The organism is Cernens ardua (genome assembly GCF_051251085.1).
In the GTDB taxonomy this organism is placed as follows: domain Bacteria; phylum Pseudomonadota; class Gammaproteobacteria; order Pseudomonadales; family Halomonadaceae; genus Cernens; species Cernens ardua.
Genome location: NZ_JBPCZH010000002.1, coordinates 354,079 through 371,390 on the forward strand (window position 1 = coordinate 354,079; position 17,312 = coordinate 371,390).

Annotated in this window: 12 protein-coding genes and 2 tRNA genes; 3 read left to right on the forward strand and 11 right to left on the reverse strand. The window is 48.9% G+C overall.

Annotation, left to right across the window (positions count from 1 at the left end; translation table 11 throughout):
• Positions 1 to 87: 87 nt before the first annotated feature.
• From LMG33818_RS06050 to budA, 5 genes are all read right to left on the reverse strand, one after another.
• Entirely contained in the window at positions 88 to 678 is a 591-nt protein-coding gene (locus LMG33818_RS06050; RefSeq protein ID WP_442322464.1) for a LutC/YkgG family protein, read from the reverse strand.
• Positions 675 to 2,072 (reverse strand): lactate utilization protein B, encoded by a 1,398-nt coding sequence (locus LMG33818_RS06055; protein WP_442322465.1) that lies wholly within the window; start codon positions 2,070 to 2,072, stop codon positions 675 to 677. Before LMG33818_RS06055 ends, LMG33818_RS06050 begins: the two co-directional genes overlap by 4 nt.
• A complete protein-coding gene (locus LMG33818_RS06060) occupies positions 2,069 to 2,815 on the reverse strand; it encodes a (Fe-S)-binding protein (protein WP_442322466.1) in 747 nt (248 codons plus the stop codon). The genes LMG33818_RS06055 and LMG33818_RS06060 overlap by 4 nt, the downstream gene beginning before the upstream one ends.
• 859 nt (positions 2,816 to 3,674) lie before the next feature.
• Positions 3,675 to 5,405: an acetolactate synthase AlsS gene (gene alsS, locus LMG33818_RS06065; protein WP_442322467.1), complete on the reverse strand. Its 1,731-nt coding sequence runs from the start codon at positions 5,403 to 5,405 to the stop codon at positions 3,675 to 3,677.
• A gap of 155 nt (positions 5,406 to 5,560) precedes the next feature.
• Positions 5,561 to 6,352, reverse strand: a complete 792-nt coding sequence (budA, locus tag LMG33818_RS06070) for an acetolactate decarboxylase (RefSeq protein WP_442322468.1) — start codon at positions 6,350 to 6,352, stop codon at positions 5,561 to 5,563.
• A gap of 128 nt (positions 6,353 to 6,480) precedes the next feature.
• Between budA and LMG33818_RS06075 the strand changes: the two genes are divergently transcribed.
• Both LMG33818_RS06075 and LMG33818_RS06080 read left to right on the forward strand, forming a co-directional pair.
• Entirely contained in the window at positions 6,481 to 7,395 is a 915-nt protein-coding gene (locus LMG33818_RS06075; protein WP_442322469.1) for a LysR family transcriptional regulator, read from the forward strand.
• A 95-nt stretch (positions 7,396 to 7,490) separates the two neighbouring features.
• The gene (locus LMG33818_RS06080; RefSeq protein WP_442322470.1) at positions 7,491 to 9,011 is read left to right on the forward strand and encodes a purine-cytosine permease family protein; all 1,521 of its coding nucleotides are present in this window, start codon (positions 7,491 to 7,493) and stop codon (positions 9,009 to 9,011) included.
• Positions 9,012 to 9,935: 924 nt separating this feature from the next.
• On the opposite strand, the gene LMG33818_RS06085 is transcribed toward LMG33818_RS06080, so the two are convergent.
• Positions 9,936 to 10,011: transfer RNA gene (locus tag LMG33818_RS06085), tRNA-Asn, on the reverse strand.
• Between the two features lie 45 nt (positions 10,012 to 10,056).
• Positions 10,057 to 10,132 (reverse strand) — tRNA-Asn (locus LMG33818_RS06090).
• Positions 10,133 to 10,336: 204 nt separating this feature from the next.
• Here LMG33818_RS06090 and LMG33818_RS06095 point away from each other — a divergent pair.
• Positions 10,337 to 11,122, forward strand: a complete 786-nt coding sequence (locus tag LMG33818_RS06095; RefSeq protein ID WP_442322471.1) for an SIMPL domain-containing protein — start codon at positions 10,337 to 10,339, stop codon at positions 11,120 to 11,122.
• A 111-nt stretch (positions 11,123 to 11,233) separates the two neighbouring features.
• Here the strand turns inward: LMG33818_RS06095 and LMG33818_RS06100 are convergent, their stop codons facing one another.
• The 4 genes from LMG33818_RS06100 to LMG33818_RS06115 all read right to left on the reverse strand — a co-directional run bounded on the left by LMG33818_RS06100 (position 11,234) and on the right by LMG33818_RS06115 (position 17,267).
• The gene (locus LMG33818_RS06100; RefSeq protein WP_442322472.1) at positions 11,234 to 11,956 is read right to left on the reverse strand and encodes a glyoxalase superfamily protein; all 723 of its coding nucleotides are present in this window, start codon (positions 11,954 to 11,956) and stop codon (positions 11,234 to 11,236) included.
• 356 nt (positions 11,957 to 12,312) lie between these two features.
• A complete protein-coding gene (gene ydiJ / locus LMG33818_RS06105; protein ID WP_442322473.1) occupies positions 12,313 to 15,474 on the reverse strand; it encodes a D-2-hydroxyglutarate dehydrogenase YdiJ in 3,162 nt (1,053 codons plus the stop codon).
• A gap of 182 nt (positions 15,475 to 15,656) precedes the next feature.
• A complete protein-coding gene (locus LMG33818_RS06110) occupies positions 15,657 to 16,241 on the reverse strand; it encodes an OmpW/AlkL family protein (RefSeq protein ID WP_442322474.1) in 585 nt (194 codons plus the stop codon).
• A gap of 558 nt (positions 16,242 to 16,799) precedes the next feature.
• Positions 16,800 to 17,267 carry an outer membrane lipoprotein gene (locus tag LMG33818_RS06115; protein WP_442322475.1) on the reverse strand — a complete coding sequence of 156 codons (468 nt, stop codon included), beginning with the start codon at positions 17,265 to 17,267 and terminating at the stop codon, positions 16,800 to 16,802.
• Positions 17,268 to 17,312: the final 45 nt, after the last annotated feature.

A 17,312-nucleotide genomic window follows, 5' to 3' on the forward strand; every position in this document is an offset into this window, starting at 1 on the left:
CCGATGGGTCGCCTTGCGATAAGGTCGCACCATCGAGCCCCGTTTTTACGTTTCTCGTTGAAAATATCTCTGACTGGTCTGCGTATATTACTCAGGCTTCGGGCAGGGGATGACTGTCAATGAACGGACTCCCTGAGCGCCATGAATCAGTACCCCCTGTATATCAGCTGTTGCTGATGGCCCCGTCATCAATACGCAGTAGTTGACTTCATGGAAGTCGGGGCGGGCATACATCTCATGCAGGTTATAGACAATATCCTTTGGATCAAGTAATGCGACCAGATGTTGTGGGAAATAGCCCAATGTATTGATCTTGAATTCGTCCTCGCTGATCCACAAAGAGCCTGTTTCTGCAACACCGTATCGGGCTCTCACTACACCCACATCCACCGGTTCCAGATCAGCCGGTGTCTTGAATTCGCTCAGGTCATAATCGGACGTGACCTCGGGTACGACTGAACAAAATCTGCTCCCCTTCGGAAATAGTGTACGTACGTTATCCTCAATGGAGACAGATTCGGCAGGCTTTTGCCAGACACCGCCCATGAGAGTCAGTGTCTTTTCAAAATCGGCGGCTGTTCCTTTTTTCCCCTCATTGAAGTGAGGGACCTCAGGGTGCTCGGTTTTTGTACGACCGGCCCGGCGAATGCGCTCAAGTATGGCGTCACGACTACTCATTTTTCCTCTCCTGATTCATTCCTTTTCTTCCTGTTGGCTTTGTACCACTGATGGAAGGTCTGTTTGGGAGGCTCTGGATTTTCACGATGGCGCCCCCAAACATTCAGTGGTAGATAAGTCAACGAACGGGGAAGGATTTTGAGTGCCTTGTCAGCAGCAACGACGGCCGTCCGATAAATAAACGGGTGCTTGAGAACCTGTGCTGCACCCATCATTGAGGCAGATTTCGAAAAAGAGAGTTCGTGTTGTTCAGCGACAATACGCCGCCACTTGTAGATTTGCTCGTGTATATTGATACGCACCGGGCAAACATTGGTACAGCTGCCATTCAGTGTAGATGCAAAGGGCAGTGTGCTGTATTTCTTCAGATTAAACGTAGGGTCAATGATTGCACCAATAGGTCCTGAATACACGCCTCCATAACTCAAGCCTCCACTACGGCGATACACCGGGCAGGTATTCATGCACGCGCTGCAACGGATACATTTCAGTGAATACCAGAAATCATCCATGGCCAAACGTTCACTACGGCCGTTATCCACCAGAATGAAGTGCATTTCACCGCCTTTACGTGGGCCACGGAAGTGCGATGTATACTGAGTGATAGGGGAACCCAGTGCGCTGCGTGAAAGCATGCGAATGAACACGCCCAGATCTTCCTGTCGGGGGATCAGCTTTTCAATACCGATAGAAGCAATGTGAAGAGGGGGAACATTCGAAGAGAGATCGGCGTTGCCTTCGTTGGTACATACGACCACTTGCCCCGTTTCTGCTACGGCAAAGTTGCAGCCTGTCATGCCGGCACCGGCTTTTTGGAAGATGGGGCGCGTGGCTAAACGCTGCTGCCAGGCCAGGTAGTGGGCATCCTGATTATTGGGGTCGGTATGCAAGGTTTTGGCAAATACACGAGCCACATCCGATGTCAGCTTGTGTACGGCCGGCACTACAATATGACTGGGCATTTGGTCATCCAACTGCTGTATGCGTTCGCCCAGATCCGATTCCACTACCTCAATGCCACGTTCTTTGAGGTAGGGGCGCATTTCACACTCTTCAGTCAGCATGGATTTGCTTTTGATGAGTGTATCAACCTTATGTTCGCTCAGAATTTCGTGAACGATTCGGTTGTGTTCTTCAGCATCCTTTGCCCAGTGTACAATGACACCATTGGCTGTGGCGTTCTGCTCGAATTGCTGCAGATAATGATCAAGATGGCTAAGCGTGTGTTCTTTTATCTCTGAGGCCAGTGTCCGCAAGGTTTGCCATTCAGGGATCGCATGCATTTGTGCATCGCGCCCCTTGCGAAGATCCCACAATTTGGCATCGTGAAATTTAACATGTTCTTCCGAAGCCAGAAACTTGCGTGAATTGGCGACATGGTCGACGGGTTTCATGCGGTTTCTCCATTCAGAATCTGGGCAATATGGATGAATTTGAGATCGAGCCCCAGTCGTTGCGAACAGCCTTTCTGGTGCATTAGGCAGGAGGAATCCGCCGAGACGATATATTCCGCACCTGCCTGTTTATGATCTTTCACTTTGTCGTTACCCATTCTGACGGATACCGGCTCTTCACCGACAGAGAAAGTTCCTCCGAAACCACAGCATTCATCCGGCCGTTTGGGTTGAACGAATTCGATATCTTCCACCATGTCCAGCAAGTCCATGGGTTTGGAAAAAAAGGGCTCGTCTATTTCCGACATGGAGGCCGTTCTAAGTGAACGCAGGGTTCCGCAACTATTGTGCAGACCCACCCGGTGGGGAAAACGCGGTTTCCAAGGCAGTTCTTTCACCTTGAGTACGTCATGAAGAAATTCGACGAGTTCATAGGTATTTTCACGAACACGGAGTACGTCGTCGGTTTGTTCTATAGCATCGAGGTTGTCTCGAACATGATGAGTACAACTACCGGAGGGAGAAACGATATAGTCGAAATTGGCAAAGTTTTTTACAAACAGTCTTTCAGTCGCCGCGGCATCCTTTTGGCATCCGCTATTGGCCATGGGTTGCCCGCAGCAGGTCTGATTGGGAGGATAACTGACCTCGCAGCCGAGTTTTTCGAGAAGTTCGAGTGTGGCGATACCCACTTCCGGATAGAAGGCATCGATAAAGCACGGTATAAACAACGCTACTTTCATGGGATTAACCCTTCATAAGCCTGATCACGGTCGATGCCTGTTGGTCAGCGGTGCGCTGATTCAAACATCCTGATTTTAATATATGCTGCTTTTGATATAGGTCGGTTTACGGACTATTGCTGACGGCCATGTTGCCGCTCATATCAATCGTGATGAATCGATTTGCTATTTACTGGTCGATTGCAAGCCGGTTTTTGGCCGTTTCGGGGTCACTGCCTGTACTCAGGGGTATTGCCTGTTGTTATGGCATTCCCTGGGGTTCGCACATGAGCCCTTTGTACTGGCTCAGGGAATCGGGCTGCCACACCCGGTTGTGGAGTCAGGATAGTTCATTAAGAGAAAATTAGCCTGAATACCATCATTTCATTTAATGATGTCTTCATGAATCATTCCTTTGTTCAATACCTACGATAACGTGTATGTTGAATCAAGATATTGGCGGATGGTGTTGGCGGCTATCTTGTAATTACTGAATGTCATGCCATGTTATCGTTACGAAAATAATGAGTATTCGAATAATCGTTATTCAAACCACCGTTATGTAGCTATTCAAATTACACGTAATTGAACGACAGCTATTCGAACTAGAGTTGATAGAGCCAGAATAGCTAGTACGAAGGTTGTCAAAACGATGGTTGTCAAAACGACGGGTGTCAAAACTGCATGGGTTACTGAACCCATGAGTCGCTCTTCATGACGGTGAGCTGACAAGGAAGACCTGGATTGTCCATTCCCTCGCACGGCCATGTTTTGAAATGGCACGATCTTGAAGGGCCACGATCTTGAAAGACCACGATCTTGAAAGACCATAGCCTTGAATCGCCATGAAGAGCAGTAACAAGTAACACAATGCGATGGCTTATAACATGTCTGCCAGTGTGCCGTTTGCAACCATCAGTTTGGGGTTATCGGCGTAGTCGACGGGGATAGCGACCACTGATGGCCCTTTGGTCTGTATGGCGTCACGCAGGGTATCGTGCAACTCTTCCGCAGAGTTGACAGCAAACCCGGCAGCACCCATGGATTCGGCATAGGTTTTGAAATCGATATCACCGAATTCGACACCAGAAGGGCGACCATATTTTTTGTCTTCCTGAATCTTGACCATGTTGTAATGATTGTCGATCCAGATAATATGCATAATGTTGCAGCCCAGACGTACCGCGGTTTCAAGCTCCATACTGGATTGCATGAAACTGCCGTCACCTGAAACAGAGATAATTTTTTCATCCGGACGTACCAATGCCGCTGCAATAGCCCAGGGGAGGGCGACACCCATGGTTTGCTGGCCGTTACTGATCAGTAACTGACGTGGTCTGAAGCTGTTCAGGTAGCGCGCAATCCAGATGTGGAAGCTGCCCATGTCCACACACATGGTGACGTTTTCTTCCAGCAGCTGCTGTAGCTCATTGACAATCTTGAGTGGATGAACGGGGCTACCAGTGACTTTACTGGCTCGTTCGGACAATGCATTGCGTTCTTCATGGATACGTGACAGAAGCTGCTGCGCGGCGCTGGTGAGTTCACGTGAATCGAGCAGCGGCGTCAGTGCGCTCAGACTTTCAGCAATATCACCAATCACTTCAACCGTTGGCTGGTAGCTGTTATCAATCTCGGCTTCGAGTGAATCCAGATGAATCAGGGTGTGCTGATTCTGACCATTCCATTTGAAGGGTTCATACTCGGCCGGATTGTAACCAATGGTAAGAACAACGTCTGCTTCTTTCAGAAGTTCATCGCCGGGCTGATTGGGCCAGAGGCCAATACGTCCTGTATATAGATTCAGATTTTCGCGTTTGAGGGTACCTGCTGACTGGAAGGTACCCGTTACGGGCATTTTGCAATGGCTCAACAAGTGGTGAAGCGCTTCTGCATGCGTCGGAACACTGGCTTCCAGGCCAACAAGGATAGCCGGTTGTTTGGCATTATTGAGCAGCTTGGCCGCCTCTTCCAATGAAGCCCGACTTCCTGCACCTCGGCGCGGAGAAGTGGCTTTTACCATTTTCTGATCTGCCACATCGGTATTCATGATGTCATCGGGTAGGGCGAGGAATGCGGCACCGGGGCGTCCACCTTCAGCGATACGCAGCGTATTGGACAATGCTTCGGAAATAACTTCGGGAGAGGTAATTTCGGCCGAGTGTTTGGTCACTGGTTGAAACAGGCTGACTGTGTCCAGTGTCTGGTGTACCTGTTTCAGGCGGTCAGACAGTTTAACCACACCTCCCAATGCCAGCATGGGATCGCCTTCCGTATTGGCAGTGACGAGCCCTGTGGTCAGGTTGGTACAACCGGGGCCAGAGGTTACCAGTGCCACTCCGGCTTTGCCTGTCAAACGACCCACGGCACCGGCCATAAAGGCAGCATTTGCTTCGTGGCGAGTAACGACAGTGGTAATGGAGGAGTCTTCAAGCGCATCAAAAACACGGTCAACCTTCGCACCGGGAATGCCGAAAACCCACTTTACGCCATGGGCTTCAAGCTGGCGAATAATGAGATCGGCCCCACTGGTACGTGGTTTTGAACCCAGTGCCTGCCCTGTTTTTTCACCCTTTGTATTTGAAACTGTATTCGAAATTATATCTGACATTTCTTGACCCGTACTATGTCTATTTGACACTCACGTTCAATGACTGTGTCTTCCTGAATAGTGAATTCAACAGCAGATTTTGAACGTGTTTGCCTATGACGATACTCATGAGAGCATCGCCATAATGTTTAAGAAAGAAGTCGAGAGTCTTTGGATCAGGCTTCGGCTTTACGAATGGCTGCGTCAATATCTTCAGGATAGAGATCAGCGTTCAGGAAGTCCTGATTGCCGGGTAGATCTATGCGAAGTTTACTGACGATACCGAGCTGCAATCTGGCATTCTTCAAGCGGTATTCGAGGACGTGTCCGCCCCCATCACGCTTATCAGAGATATAGTGGATGTGGTAGCCAGCGACATTGACACCTTGCAGGTAGGGCGGACATCTGAACCCGATCATGGTGCCGTGAGTGTCATTGAAATCGAACGTGGGCTGTTCTGCGATGGCTTCCAGCATGGGCTTGTACGGACGTTCCTGACGCGGAACGGTACGTGTCCTGACCAGTTCGAATTCGCCATCCAGTCGAATGGCACAAAACAGATTGGGAGAGGGAACAAGCTTGTCGATGAGCGTTTCCACGTCTTCGTGAGTCATGGATTCTTCAAGTTCAAGCTCGACGGTTGGGCGAAACCACGTCACTACAGCGAAGGGGGTCTGCTGGTCTTCGGATGTCTCGCTGGCGGAGCCATCCGAACGCAGCTGATAGGATTCCTTGTCAAAGGCAATGAGCTCGCCATCGAGGTCATTAAAGGTTCCCAGGCCGAAATCACCATGGGTAAACAGTTCTTTTAACGTGGTATCTCCTTCGTATACACCCGCAATCAACCCGCTCATCAGAGAGGTTTGATACACTTCAATATCAGTAGCCGGTGCGAGTGAGTGCTCCGGATTGTTGGCCATATAGCTGGCAGCAATCTGTTCAGCACAATTACAAGTGGTATTGGTCATAACATAAGCCCAATCAAATGTGTCCGCCCTTGATAAACATCGTCAAGGATTTTGTTATGGGAATATTATGGGATTTCTCGTGATATTAGTCCAATATATAGATTGTACGTTTTTGAGATTTTTTTGATATGGATCTAAGGCAGCTGAAATATTTCCTCGCCGTTGCTGAAACACTGCACTTTACGCGAGCCGCTGAGCATTTGGGGATAGCTCAACCTCCTTTAAGCCAGCAGATTCGCAAACTGGAAGATGAAGTGGGCGCGCAGCTTTTTCATCGCTTGAGCCGTGGTGTGGAGCTGACTGAAGCGGGTAAGCGTTTACAGGAAGATGCGCGTCACGTGATTGAGTCAGCTGATCAAGCCATGATCAATGCTCAACGTGCTGCGCGGGGGATTACGGGGCGAATCCGACTGGGTTTTGCCTCGTCCTCTGTGTTCCATTCCAATATCGCATTGGCTTTGCGCGTCTTTCGCTCTCGTTATCCTTCTGTTGAACTTTCCCCCCATGAAAGCGATTCACCCTCACTGGTGGAGGCTGTATGTGAAAGCCGACTGGATGCGGCATTCGTACGTTTACCCAGCCTGAGAGATGATCTGCGCTACGATATAGTGGCTCGTGAGCCATTGCGCTGGGTACTTCCTGCAGAGCACCCGTTGGCGGGGGCCGAATCGGTGTCACCCGTGGATGTCATGCAGGATCCACTGATCATGTCTCCCTCCTGGACGAGCCCGGCACTGTATGAAACGCTGCTGAATGTCTATCGTGAATCGGGGATCGAACCTCAACTCGCACAGGAAGCCCCTCAGGTTTCTTCGTGCCCTTATTTGGTAGCCAGTGGCTTTGGCATTAGCCTGATTCCGCAGTCGGTATGTCAGGTTCGTCATGAAGGCGTCAGTTATCCGGCTCTGAATCCTCATTCTCCCTTGATTGACATTGTTTTGGTAACACGTCGTTTCGAACATTCGCCTACTATTCGTAACATGGCCAATGTTGTTCATCATGAGTTCCATGAGCAATTCAAAGAGGCTGAACGAACTGCTTGAGAGCCTGGAGAGGCATGTTCAGGCAAATGGCGCGTAGAGATGTGGCTGGCTGAATTGCCTGGCGTGCAGCTGTGGCAATACAGGAGGTGTGTGAGATGATCCATTCCCCGAAAAAGCGCGCCGCAACCATGTTGGAAGGGCACTCTTCGGACAAACAGGCAGTGAAGAGGCAAAAGGGCGCTTTGACACTGGAGAAGCAGGGCCTCGAGTGTATCTCGGAAGAACAGCGTACTGCTCGGCCTGCCCAGCTCTTCTGGCCCTGGTTCTCATCGAATGTTTCTGTGTTCAGCATGAGTTATGGCGCCTTTCTCTTAGGGTTTGGGATTTCCCCCTTGCAAGCTATCCTTGCGGGTGTCGTTGGCATCGTGATTAGTTTTTTGCTCTGTGGATTGGTCAGCATTGCGGGTAAACGTGCGAGTGTTCCCACGATGGTTTTGTCACGGGCGACCTTCGGTGTATATGGTCAGCGGATTGCGGGTGTCATTTCATGGATGACATCATTGGGTTGGGAAACCTTTCTGGCCATCGCTGCTGTATTGGCAACGGCGACAGTCTTCGAGGCATTGGGCTGGGGGCATGGGAAGCCTATATTATTAGTGGCGACGTTGGTCGTCGCAGGTGTCATCACCCTTATGGCGGTATTGGGCTATCACGCCATTATGCGGTTACAGGCAGTTCTGACCTGGGTCACTGGTATCGCTACGGTTATTTTTCTCTTGTTGATCTTTCCTGATATTCATTGGGAAACACTGCGTCAGCAGACATCTTCTGGCCCGTTGTCGGCAGTTATCGGTGCGAGTGTCATGACCATGACGGGGTTTGGTCTTGGGTGGATAAATATCGCTGCCGACTGGACACGGTACCAGTCCCGCAAGGCGAACGATGGTGCTATCGTTTTCTGGAATGTAATAGGGGGCTCTACAGCGCCGATAGTGCTTGTCATTGCAGGAACGTTGCTCGCAGGCTCTTCTGAAGCGCTTTCACGACATATGGGTAATGATCCTGTGGGTACGCTGGTCTCGTTGTTACCCATATGGGCGCTTATCCCTTTTTGGATCATTGCCTTGCTGACATTGGTGTCGGGTGCAGTGCTCGGCATTTATTCATCCGGCCTGACATTGTTGAGCCTCGGTTTGCGTGTATCACGGCCCTGGGCGGCAGGTATTGATGCCATGTTGCTCACACTGGGGACCTTAGGTGTCGTTTTCTTTTCAACAGGCTTTCTTGCACCTTTTCAGAGCTTTTTGCTGACTCTGGGCGTGCCTCTGGCGGGGTGGGCCGGCCTGGTTATGGCTGATACGTTATGTAGAAAGTCACCTTATCAGACACAGGCTTTTTATGACCCCCAAGGACTTTATGGCCGCTATGATTTCTGTGCACTCGCCATTCTATCGGTAGCCTCTCTTACTGGATGGGGTCTGGTAGTGAATGGATTTTCAACACAAGCTCACTGGAATGATTGGCAAGGGTATTTACTTTGGTTGGTGGGCGGCAAGAGTGCACTTTGGGCCTCAGCCAATGTCGGGGTGCCTGTCGCGTTAGTCATTGGCATGGCAGGAGGGCTTTTTCTCGGAAGAAGAAAAATTGTTTGGCAAGAGCGCACAGGGCATTATTAAATTAATATTAGAATAAAACCGGAATTTGGTTTTTACTTTAATTCTGTAGTAGTAGGTTGCTTAATAAATGCTTATATAATAGGCCTTCTTTAATATATATAGTCATCTGATAGTTATCGGTATTTTAGCGTGAGAAGTGTTATAAAAAACTATTGTATTGAGTATCCCAATGTACACGGATTATTGATGCACTTTTCACAGTAAGCCATTACAAAAACGCCGGTGAAATATTCCCCGGCGTTTTTGTTATCAAGATCAATACCACAAGCTTAAGGATCTGTAGCCTTCAACACTAGAGTCTTGTGGAGGGTATTGTATATCAGATGGTGAGCCGCCTCCCGGTTGAATGGCGGTGTTACCATAACTGTTGGCTACCTGTTGGGTTGTGGCTTTTGGAGCCTCTGCGCTTGTAGTGCCACCGGCGACTGCCTTTAGTTCAGTATGATTCAGCTCTTTCATTTATCATTACCTCTTGTGCAACAATAATGGGATTAAATTCATGGTGTTAAGATAAACATAACAATTCCACGAACTAACCATACCTGCAATATGTGGTATCCAAATTGCACATTGGAGTATAGAAAATATTTGAAAAGATGAAAATAATTATCATTGCCGTAAGAATAATAATAACCTATTGAAAAGACAGTATGTTATTGGTTCAGCCATGAGGTTATACATAAAAAATCTAAGGGAGAATGATAGGTATGCAATCTATATTATTAATATTTGATTAATGAATAACGGTAAAAGACGGATGACAGAAGTGTGGGTGGGGTACGATTCGCTTTTGTAGGATGCTTGTGCGTATGAGAAATTATATGCGGAGTATGTTAGGCAGATTATTTTATCTTGCCAATTTATCGATATTCGATAGGCGAGTATATAGAATGCCTTTGAGAATAAGGCGAGAGGCAAAAATGGTGGCTCCCCGAACAGGACTCGAACCTGTGACCCAATGATTAACAGTCATTTGCTCTACCAACTGAGCTATCGGGGAATAGAGATATGCGATGAAAAACAATTCATCGTTGTAGATTGTACTTGGCTCCCCGAACAGGACTCGAACCTGTGACCCAATGATTAACAGTCATTTGCTCTACCAACTGAGCTATCGGGGAACTTCCTAAGTACGCGGCGTAGTATACAGGGCTAATCTTGTACGTCAATACCCGGAATAAAATTCTTTATCTTCTTGTTCCTTAAGGAGTTAATTTAAACTTTTGTTGTCTCTACTTTTACAGCTTATGCATTTCCTGTTTCACTGAAGGAACATTGGCAGGTTCACTCAGGTATGCAGTTTTATCATCAATCAAGGAGACAGCATGACTTCCCTTATCCGCCTTCCCATGCGTAATGTGATCGCAGCAGCGTTGATCGGTTCGGCTGCTTTTATGGCGCAATCAGCGCTTGCCGATTCCCCGAATCAGATCCATGTCAGTGCGCAGGGCTCTGTAAATGTTCCGCCTGACATGGCGACGCTGAATGCAAATCTTGAAGAACAGACACCTGGCGTTCCCCGTGACAGTAGCAATGGGGTTGATGCACAGGCATTGACGAAGGCGAGAAACCAGCTTGAACACCGTTTCAGTGGCTTATATCAGAAAATTCGGGCAGCAGGCATTCCTGAAAAGGATATCCAAGCGGGTTCGCTAACGGTTCAGCAGGATCAATATTCAGTTAATCAGTCCAGTGATTCGAAAAACAGTACCCCAATGGTAAGAACCCGGTTGAGTCGTCCGCTGACGCTAACCATCCATGATCTGGACAAAGTGCCCGCGGTGTTGAATGCCCTGACGGCCGCAGGTGTGAATCAGCTTTCCGGGGTCAATTATGGGTTATCCCATCCTGAAAAGGCTCAGGATGAAGCATTACATCAGGCTGTTGCCCGTGCGCTGGATAAGGCGCGCATCATGGCGAGTACTCTTGGGGTTTCATTGGGTGATGTCATGAATGTGGAACAGGAAGGAGGGCAAATTTATCATCCCATGATGATGATGGCGCGCAGTGCCGCTCCTGCACAGGCCGATGGCAATGCTCCCGCGGACTATCATCAGGGTGAAATCAATCAGAAAACCACGGTGAATATTGTCTGGGGAATACGTCAATAAACGCGTGAGGTGATTGTTTGTCTGTTTATCGGTGGCGTGGTGTTGCCTTGATGATAAACAGGTGAAGAAAAACCGCGCCCTTCGTGAACATGGAGGGCGCGGTTTTGTTTGTTAATGCCGGGTCGGTGTAGCCAAATCAAGGTTGACAGGTGCATCGAACCTTAGCTGTGGTTTGGTGGTGACTGGGGCATCATCTTCCACAATTGTGAATGAGAAGTTTCGTGCCTTTAATGTCCCGTAGCCTCGGTGTACCAGGCCAAAGTGAATGCTTTCGTCCCATTCATTCACTTTCAGTACAATACTCCGAGTGACCCAATCATGTGAGCCGATGAGCGCGCCTTTTTGCTCATGATTGAACAGGTTGTCGAAGCTTGATATCTCACCCGTGCTGGTATTGATTCTTAACCAGATACTGGTTTGATCAGCATCCAGGCTACTGACTTCTGCACTAAAACGTATTTTCCTGCCGCGATATGCTTGTGCTGAAATACTCTGCATAACAACGCCATAGGTATCGCTCATATTGATGCCGGATGATGGCTGGAAGAGGTTTTCGATCACACATACATTAGGTTCATCCGGTGACAATCCTATACGATAAATCTCCGGTGATGTATGGGACGAAATCCTCCATCCTTCGGGAAGAGGGAGCAAATCGGGCGCGTCAGTGATTTGCTTCATTTTGGCAGCAAGAATATTCCAGTTCATCGCACCGAATTGTTGGGCGACCAACTCCAGACTTTGGGCGTGTGAGATATCAATCCCGCTTTTGGCAAGCGACTGGCGTAGAGCCTTGGCCATGACTTTTGGATTGATATTCGTAAGTGAAGGCATGTTGTAGATCTCCGATCCGAGGACGACGAGATAGCTCTACAGCGCTCGCATTGCTGAAAAGTCGTCCGAGAAACAAGAGATTCCTGAAAGAAGTGGATTCCCTGTTCACCTTCCCTTTCGTTGTTAACGCATAAGGGGCGAGCGGCAGGCCAGAGAAAGCCTTTTGTTTAATGTATCAATTTTCTTCGGAAATGCAATACTTGATGTGTTGATCGTGGATACAGGGTGCCTGCTCGTTCAGAAAGGGCATGGTGCGTCTTTGATAAATCTATTGCCATGCCTCTATCCAATGATACTTTCCTGCTGCTTAACTTTCCTCAATAGTATGCCACCACCTCTACCCTGTACCCCCTTGACTACGGCGCCATCATTATTCGGTGCTCTCGTAACAATGCCTGCAATGGGTGTTCCAGTGTTGTTTGAGAAAAGCGTTTTACCTGACTACGGCAAGAGTATCCTGTTGCCAACAGTTGTTCGTTGTTGTCGGTTTTTTCTACCTTGGGTTCCCACGAAAGGGCATAAATATGCCTTGAAGTATCGCGGTTGCGCGCCTCATGCCCATAGGTCCCGGACATGCCACAACAGCCGGAATTTTCAATGGAAAGCGTAAGCCCAAAAGCCTCGAAAAGTGTTTGCCAGGCTGATAGGGCGCCTGCGGTTGTCGTTTTCTCGGTACAGTGAGCCATCAGGCGATAGTGAGTGTCCGTGCTTGTATTCTGTTTTAACGGCACGTTAATCTCATCCTTGTGCGATGCGAGCCATTCTTGCAATAGCGCGACTTTGGGCGCTTTCTTGGAGGTGAGCACCTTGGCGTACTCCTGACGATAGACGAGGGTCATCGCGGGATCGATTCCGACCAGCTCCACACCTGTATCGGCCAGTGCATTGAGGCGGATGCTTTGTTGGTCAACCACCTTTCGGAAGCGGTCAAGAAAGCCGTAGACCTGTAAAGGTTTGCCATTGGCTGCATAAGGGCTAACAAATACCTGTACGTTCAGCCGGTGGAGTAATTCAATAATATCCCTGACGACCGCAGTATCGAAATAGGTCGTGAAAGCATCCTGAACAATGACGAGTGATCTTTTCTTTTCGTCCTCGCTGAGCTGGTTCAATCGTTCTGGCGTGGCCGTTTCAATACCCCAGGCGGTCAGCTGTTTTGCCAATGGCGCTCGAGTCAACGCTGGCATATCTACCAATCCAATGATTTTCTCGACACTGCGTGACACGGGGCGCCAGCTCGCGACAGTGTTATACGCTGCTGCCATGGGGGCGAGATAGGGAATGAAGGCTTCCAGTGAAGCCACTACGTAGTCTCTTGGCGCGCGCAGGTATCGCTGATGATAGAGGGATAGAAACTCGGAGCGAAAGTCAGGTACGCTGACTTTGACCGGACACTGTCCTGCGCATGATTTACACGCCAAACATCCCGCCATGGCATCGTAGACTTCATGAGAAAAAGCATCGGTATCTTTGCCCAGATAGCGTTGCCAGGTGGCTCGGGCACGTTCAAGGAAATGCTTTAAAGTATGTGCTACTCGTTTGTTGCCGGATACTTGCTGAGGCGAATAAGGCCCTTGTGAGGTGAGGGGTGCCTTGGCCTGTTGCTGCCTTAACAGCCATTCCTTGAAGAGTGTGGCCCTCCCTTTGGGGGAATGTATGCGATTACGTGTGCCTTTCCAGGAAGGGCACATGGCATCGTTCGGATCGTAATTGAAGCAGGCACCGTTACCATTGCAATGCATCGCGGCACCATAATATTGCCACACCGCTTTATCAAGCTGGCGGTCCCGTTCCCCTCGGGTAGGGACTTCATCTATTTTCAATAATTGCCATTTATCAACTGCATTGATATCTGAAGAATGTTCTATCGAGCTAACCTGTTCTTCACGATTTGGCAGAGGGGTAGCAATTTTACCTGGATTCATCTGGTTGTAGGGGTCACATGCTGTTTTGATTTCCTGCAATAGAGGATAAAGCGCTCCGAAGAATGCGGGTGAATATTCGGATCGTACCCCCTTGCCATGTTCACCCCACAGTAACCCCCCATAATGTTGAGTCAATTTGACGACTTCGTCACTGATAATACGAATGAGTTTTGCCTGTTCCGGATCTTTCATATCAATAGCAGGGCGCACATGCAGAACACCTGCATCAACATGACCAAACATGCCGTAACTCAATTGATGGTGATCCAACAAATCACGAAAGTCAGCGATATAATCCGCCAGTTGTTCCGGTGGTACCGCTGTATCTTCAACGAAGGGAATAGGGCGCTTTTCCCCTTCAACATTCCCCAATAATCCTACCGAGCGTTTACGCATGGCATACACGGTGGACATTTCTCCGCGCCCCCATGCAACGGTGCTACCCAAACGTTCAACCGCCGGGTCACTATCAAGGTGAGCCTGAAAATGTGTGACAACCTCTTCAAGTTCTTCAGCTGTCTCGGCATTGAATTCGACCAGATTGATGCCGGCCGTTGGTGTGTCTCCTTCGGGAAAATAGGGAGCGACCTTTTCCCACACCATATCTTGCATGGCGAGCCCCAACACTTTGCTGTCGATTGTTTCGATAGACGTGGGGCGCGTTTTGGCTTTCATCAATGCCGTGGCATCCCGCAGTGCATCCATGAAGGAGGCATAGCGTACGTTTACCAGAGCAGAATGTTTGGGTAGCGGGAGTACATTCAGCGTGGCTTCAACAATAAACCCCAGAGAGCCTTCCGAACCACACAGGAGGCTTCGCAGGTCCAGACGCCCTTGTTCATCACGCAAATGTGCCAGGTCATAGCCGGTCAGAAAACGGTTCAAAGGGGGGAATCGTTCAATGATGGCATCATGATGACGATCGTAAATAGTACGTGTTGTTTCAATCAAACGACCTACAGCGCCTTCCTGCTGAACGAGTTCTTCCTCTTCCGAGTGTTCGAGGACTTTGGCTTCGAAGCGCTCCCCCCCCAGTAGTACGGTATCCAGGCTGATGACATGGTCGCGTGTTTTGCCGTATTCGCAACTTCCCTGACCACTGGCATCGGTATTGATCATGCCGCCCAGGGTGGCACGATTCGAAGTTGATAGCTCTGGTGCGAAAAAAAGGCCGTAGGGTTTGAGTGCCGCATTTAGCTGATCCTTGACGACACCGCTTTGTACGCGTACTTGACGATTTTCGACATCAATATCAAGAATTGCATTCATGTGGCGACTCATGTCAACCACAATACTTCTGGAGAGAGACTGTCCGTTGGTACCTGTCCCACCCCCTCGCGCATTGAATTCAAGCGTTCGGAATGCTGCATCTGCACTTAAACGGGCAATCAGCTCGACATCATGGGACGATGTGGGAAATACCACCAACTGGGGAAAGCGCTGATAGATGGAGTTATCGGTGGAAAAAACTGTTCGCTGTGCCTCTGTATGATCGATTTCACCCATAAAGCCGGATGATTCAAGTTCGCTTGCAAATCGAGCGTAAATGGAATCCTTGGAATGAATGGGGGTATCAGACAGAAGGGCAGGCATAGTGATCTCCAGGGCGTAACAGTGTTTTTATTTTAGAGGAATAGTCGAAGAGGGTCACTTCATGAATGCGCAGGGGGAGGCCGTGGGAAGGAAAATGCGTGGATATTCTGGTTTGGCCCGAGTCCAGACAAAAAAATGCCCCGCACTTGGCGAGGCATTTTGATTTGCAGATCTGGCCGTTATTAGAAACGGAAAGTCAGACCAGCACCAACGCGGAGAGGGTTGAAGTAACGGTTGTAACCGAAATTACCCTTCATTTTGTTGGGGGAGTATTGAACGTTAACGTTGGCTGCGAGCCAGCTGGTCAGGTAGTAGTCCAGACCAACCTGAGCGGTCGGAGACCAGATGCTGCTTTCAAGTTTACCGTTGATGCCGTTATGCAGCTGACCACGATGAGTAACGTCGAAGTAAGTCGCACCAACACCGATGTAAGGCTGAACCTGGCTAGCATCGCCACCCAGTGGGTAGTATTGACCCAACAGAGTGTAGGCTTCGTACTTGGCGTTTACAGATTTACCACCGAAACGAGAGTGGAAGTTCTGCTTCTGCCAAGGAGCGTTGAATTCAACACCGAATTTGTCAGTGAATTTCCAACCCAGAGCAGCTGCCCAGCTATGGCTGTTCTTGGCGTGTGAAAGGGGAGCGGTTTTGATGTAGTTACCACGTACATAGAAATCGCCCAGGTTGCCATAGGCCATGGCCTGTTGAGCACCCAAGATAGCACCACCAGCAACCAGTGCAGCGGTAAGAACCTTTGCAGTTTTCATAATAATATGTCCTTTAAGTCCCTTGTAAAGATATATCCCTACATCCGATTTTTATGGTTGGCTTGAGGCGAACCCCGGCTAAGGATAGATCAATCCAAACAATATGCCTTCTGTTCATTCCTTGATAAAGAAGCTCTGGCTCCTGAACGAGTACTCCACTAGGCTCACGTATGGCTGTTGTGAGGGCACTGCTTGATCAAGAGGGCAACTCCAGTAAATGATCAGTGAAATGACATTTTAGCAAGCAACCCGCATACTATAGAAAACAGTGTTCGTTTTGTCATGTATTTAAGCCAAAAAAAAATGATTTTTTTTGTTCAGAAAAGTTACAGATTCATAACTACCTGAAAAAAAATACATTTTAAGATTTGGTGTCAGACATGATCTTGATCAAGTCCAATACAGACACTACCGTTGTACCATATTCCATTAACTGTATTCTGGAATTGCTCACCTGTCAGGAATCACCTGCTAAAGCTTAGGCTAAACAGGTGCCCCTGTCTTCCTGCTAGAGGATATTTATACTTACAGCTACGCCGTAAGTAGTAAAGTCATCCATTAGTACGGTGCAACACGTACCTGTGAACCTGAGCCAATCAGGCGTACACGTTGGCCAACGTGGTAGCTGTTATCGGCAGCCTGTACGATAACGAGGCTTTGTCCGTCATCACGTTTGACCTGAACTTCCATGCCATTGGTGTTTTGTGTTGAGTTCTGCACCTGATTACCCACCAGTGCCCCCCCCACTGCACCAGCAGCAGTAGCAAGATCGCGGCCACTGCCATTACCGAATACATGGCCGAGGAAGCCACCCAGTACGCCACCGCTAAGTGCACCAAAACCGTTTTTATCCTGGTCCTGGATTTTGACGCCACGGATGGAAGTGATAGTGCCATAACTGACGGCCTGGGCTCCCATCACTGTTGAACCGGAATAGGTATTACCGTTGTAGGCTTCGTTGGCACAACCACCCAAAGCAAGGGTGGCGAGCAACGCAACGCCAGCCATTTTCAAACCTGCTTTCATTTGATGAACCTCCTGTTTATCAGCGATTCTCCGAAGATTATTCAC

Coding starts and splice junctions, on each gene's coding strand:
- LMG33818_RS06050 (WP_442322464.1), bottom strand. CDS start 678: ATGAGTAGTCGTGACGCCATACTTGAGCGCATTCGCCGGGCCGGTCGT.
- LMG33818_RS06055 (WP_442322465.1), bottom strand. CDS start 2,072: ATGAAACCCGTCGACCATGTCGCCAATTCACGCAAGTTTCTGGCTTCG.
- LMG33818_RS06060 (WP_442322466.1), bottom strand. CDS start 2,815: ATGAAAGTAGCGTTGTTTATACCGTGCTTTATCGATGCCTTCTATCCG.
- alsS (WP_442322467.1), bottom strand. CDS start 5,405: ATGTCAGATATAATTTCGAATACAGTTTCAAATACAAAGGGTGAAAAA.
- budA (WP_442322468.1), bottom strand. CDS start 6,352: ATGACCAATACCACTTGTAATTGTGCTGAACAGATTGCTGCCAGCTAT.
- LMG33818_RS06075 (WP_442322469.1), top strand. CDS start 6,481: ATGGATCTAAGGCAGCTGAAATATTTCCTCGCCGTTGCTGAAACACTG.
- LMG33818_RS06080 (WP_442322470.1), top strand. CDS start 7,491: ATGATCCATTCCCCGAAAAAGCGCGCCGCAACCATGTTGGAAGGGCAC.
- LMG33818_RS06095 (WP_442322471.1), top strand. CDS start 10,337: ATGACTTCCCTTATCCGCCTTCCCATGCGTAATGTGATCGCAGCAGCG.
- LMG33818_RS06100 (WP_442322472.1), bottom strand. CDS start 11,956: ATGCCTTCACTTACGAATATCAATCCAAAAGTCATGGCCAAGGCTCTA.
- ydiJ (WP_442322473.1), bottom strand. CDS start 15,474: ATGCCTGCCCTTCTGTCTGATACCCCCATTCATTCCAAGGATTCCATT.
- LMG33818_RS06110 (WP_442322474.1), bottom strand. CDS start 16,241: ATGAAAACTGCAAAGGTTCTTACCGCTGCACTGGTTGCTGGTGGTGCT.
- LMG33818_RS06115 (WP_442322475.1), bottom strand. CDS start 17,267: ATGAAAGCAGGTTTGAAAATGGCTGGCGTTGCGTTGCTCGCCACCCTT.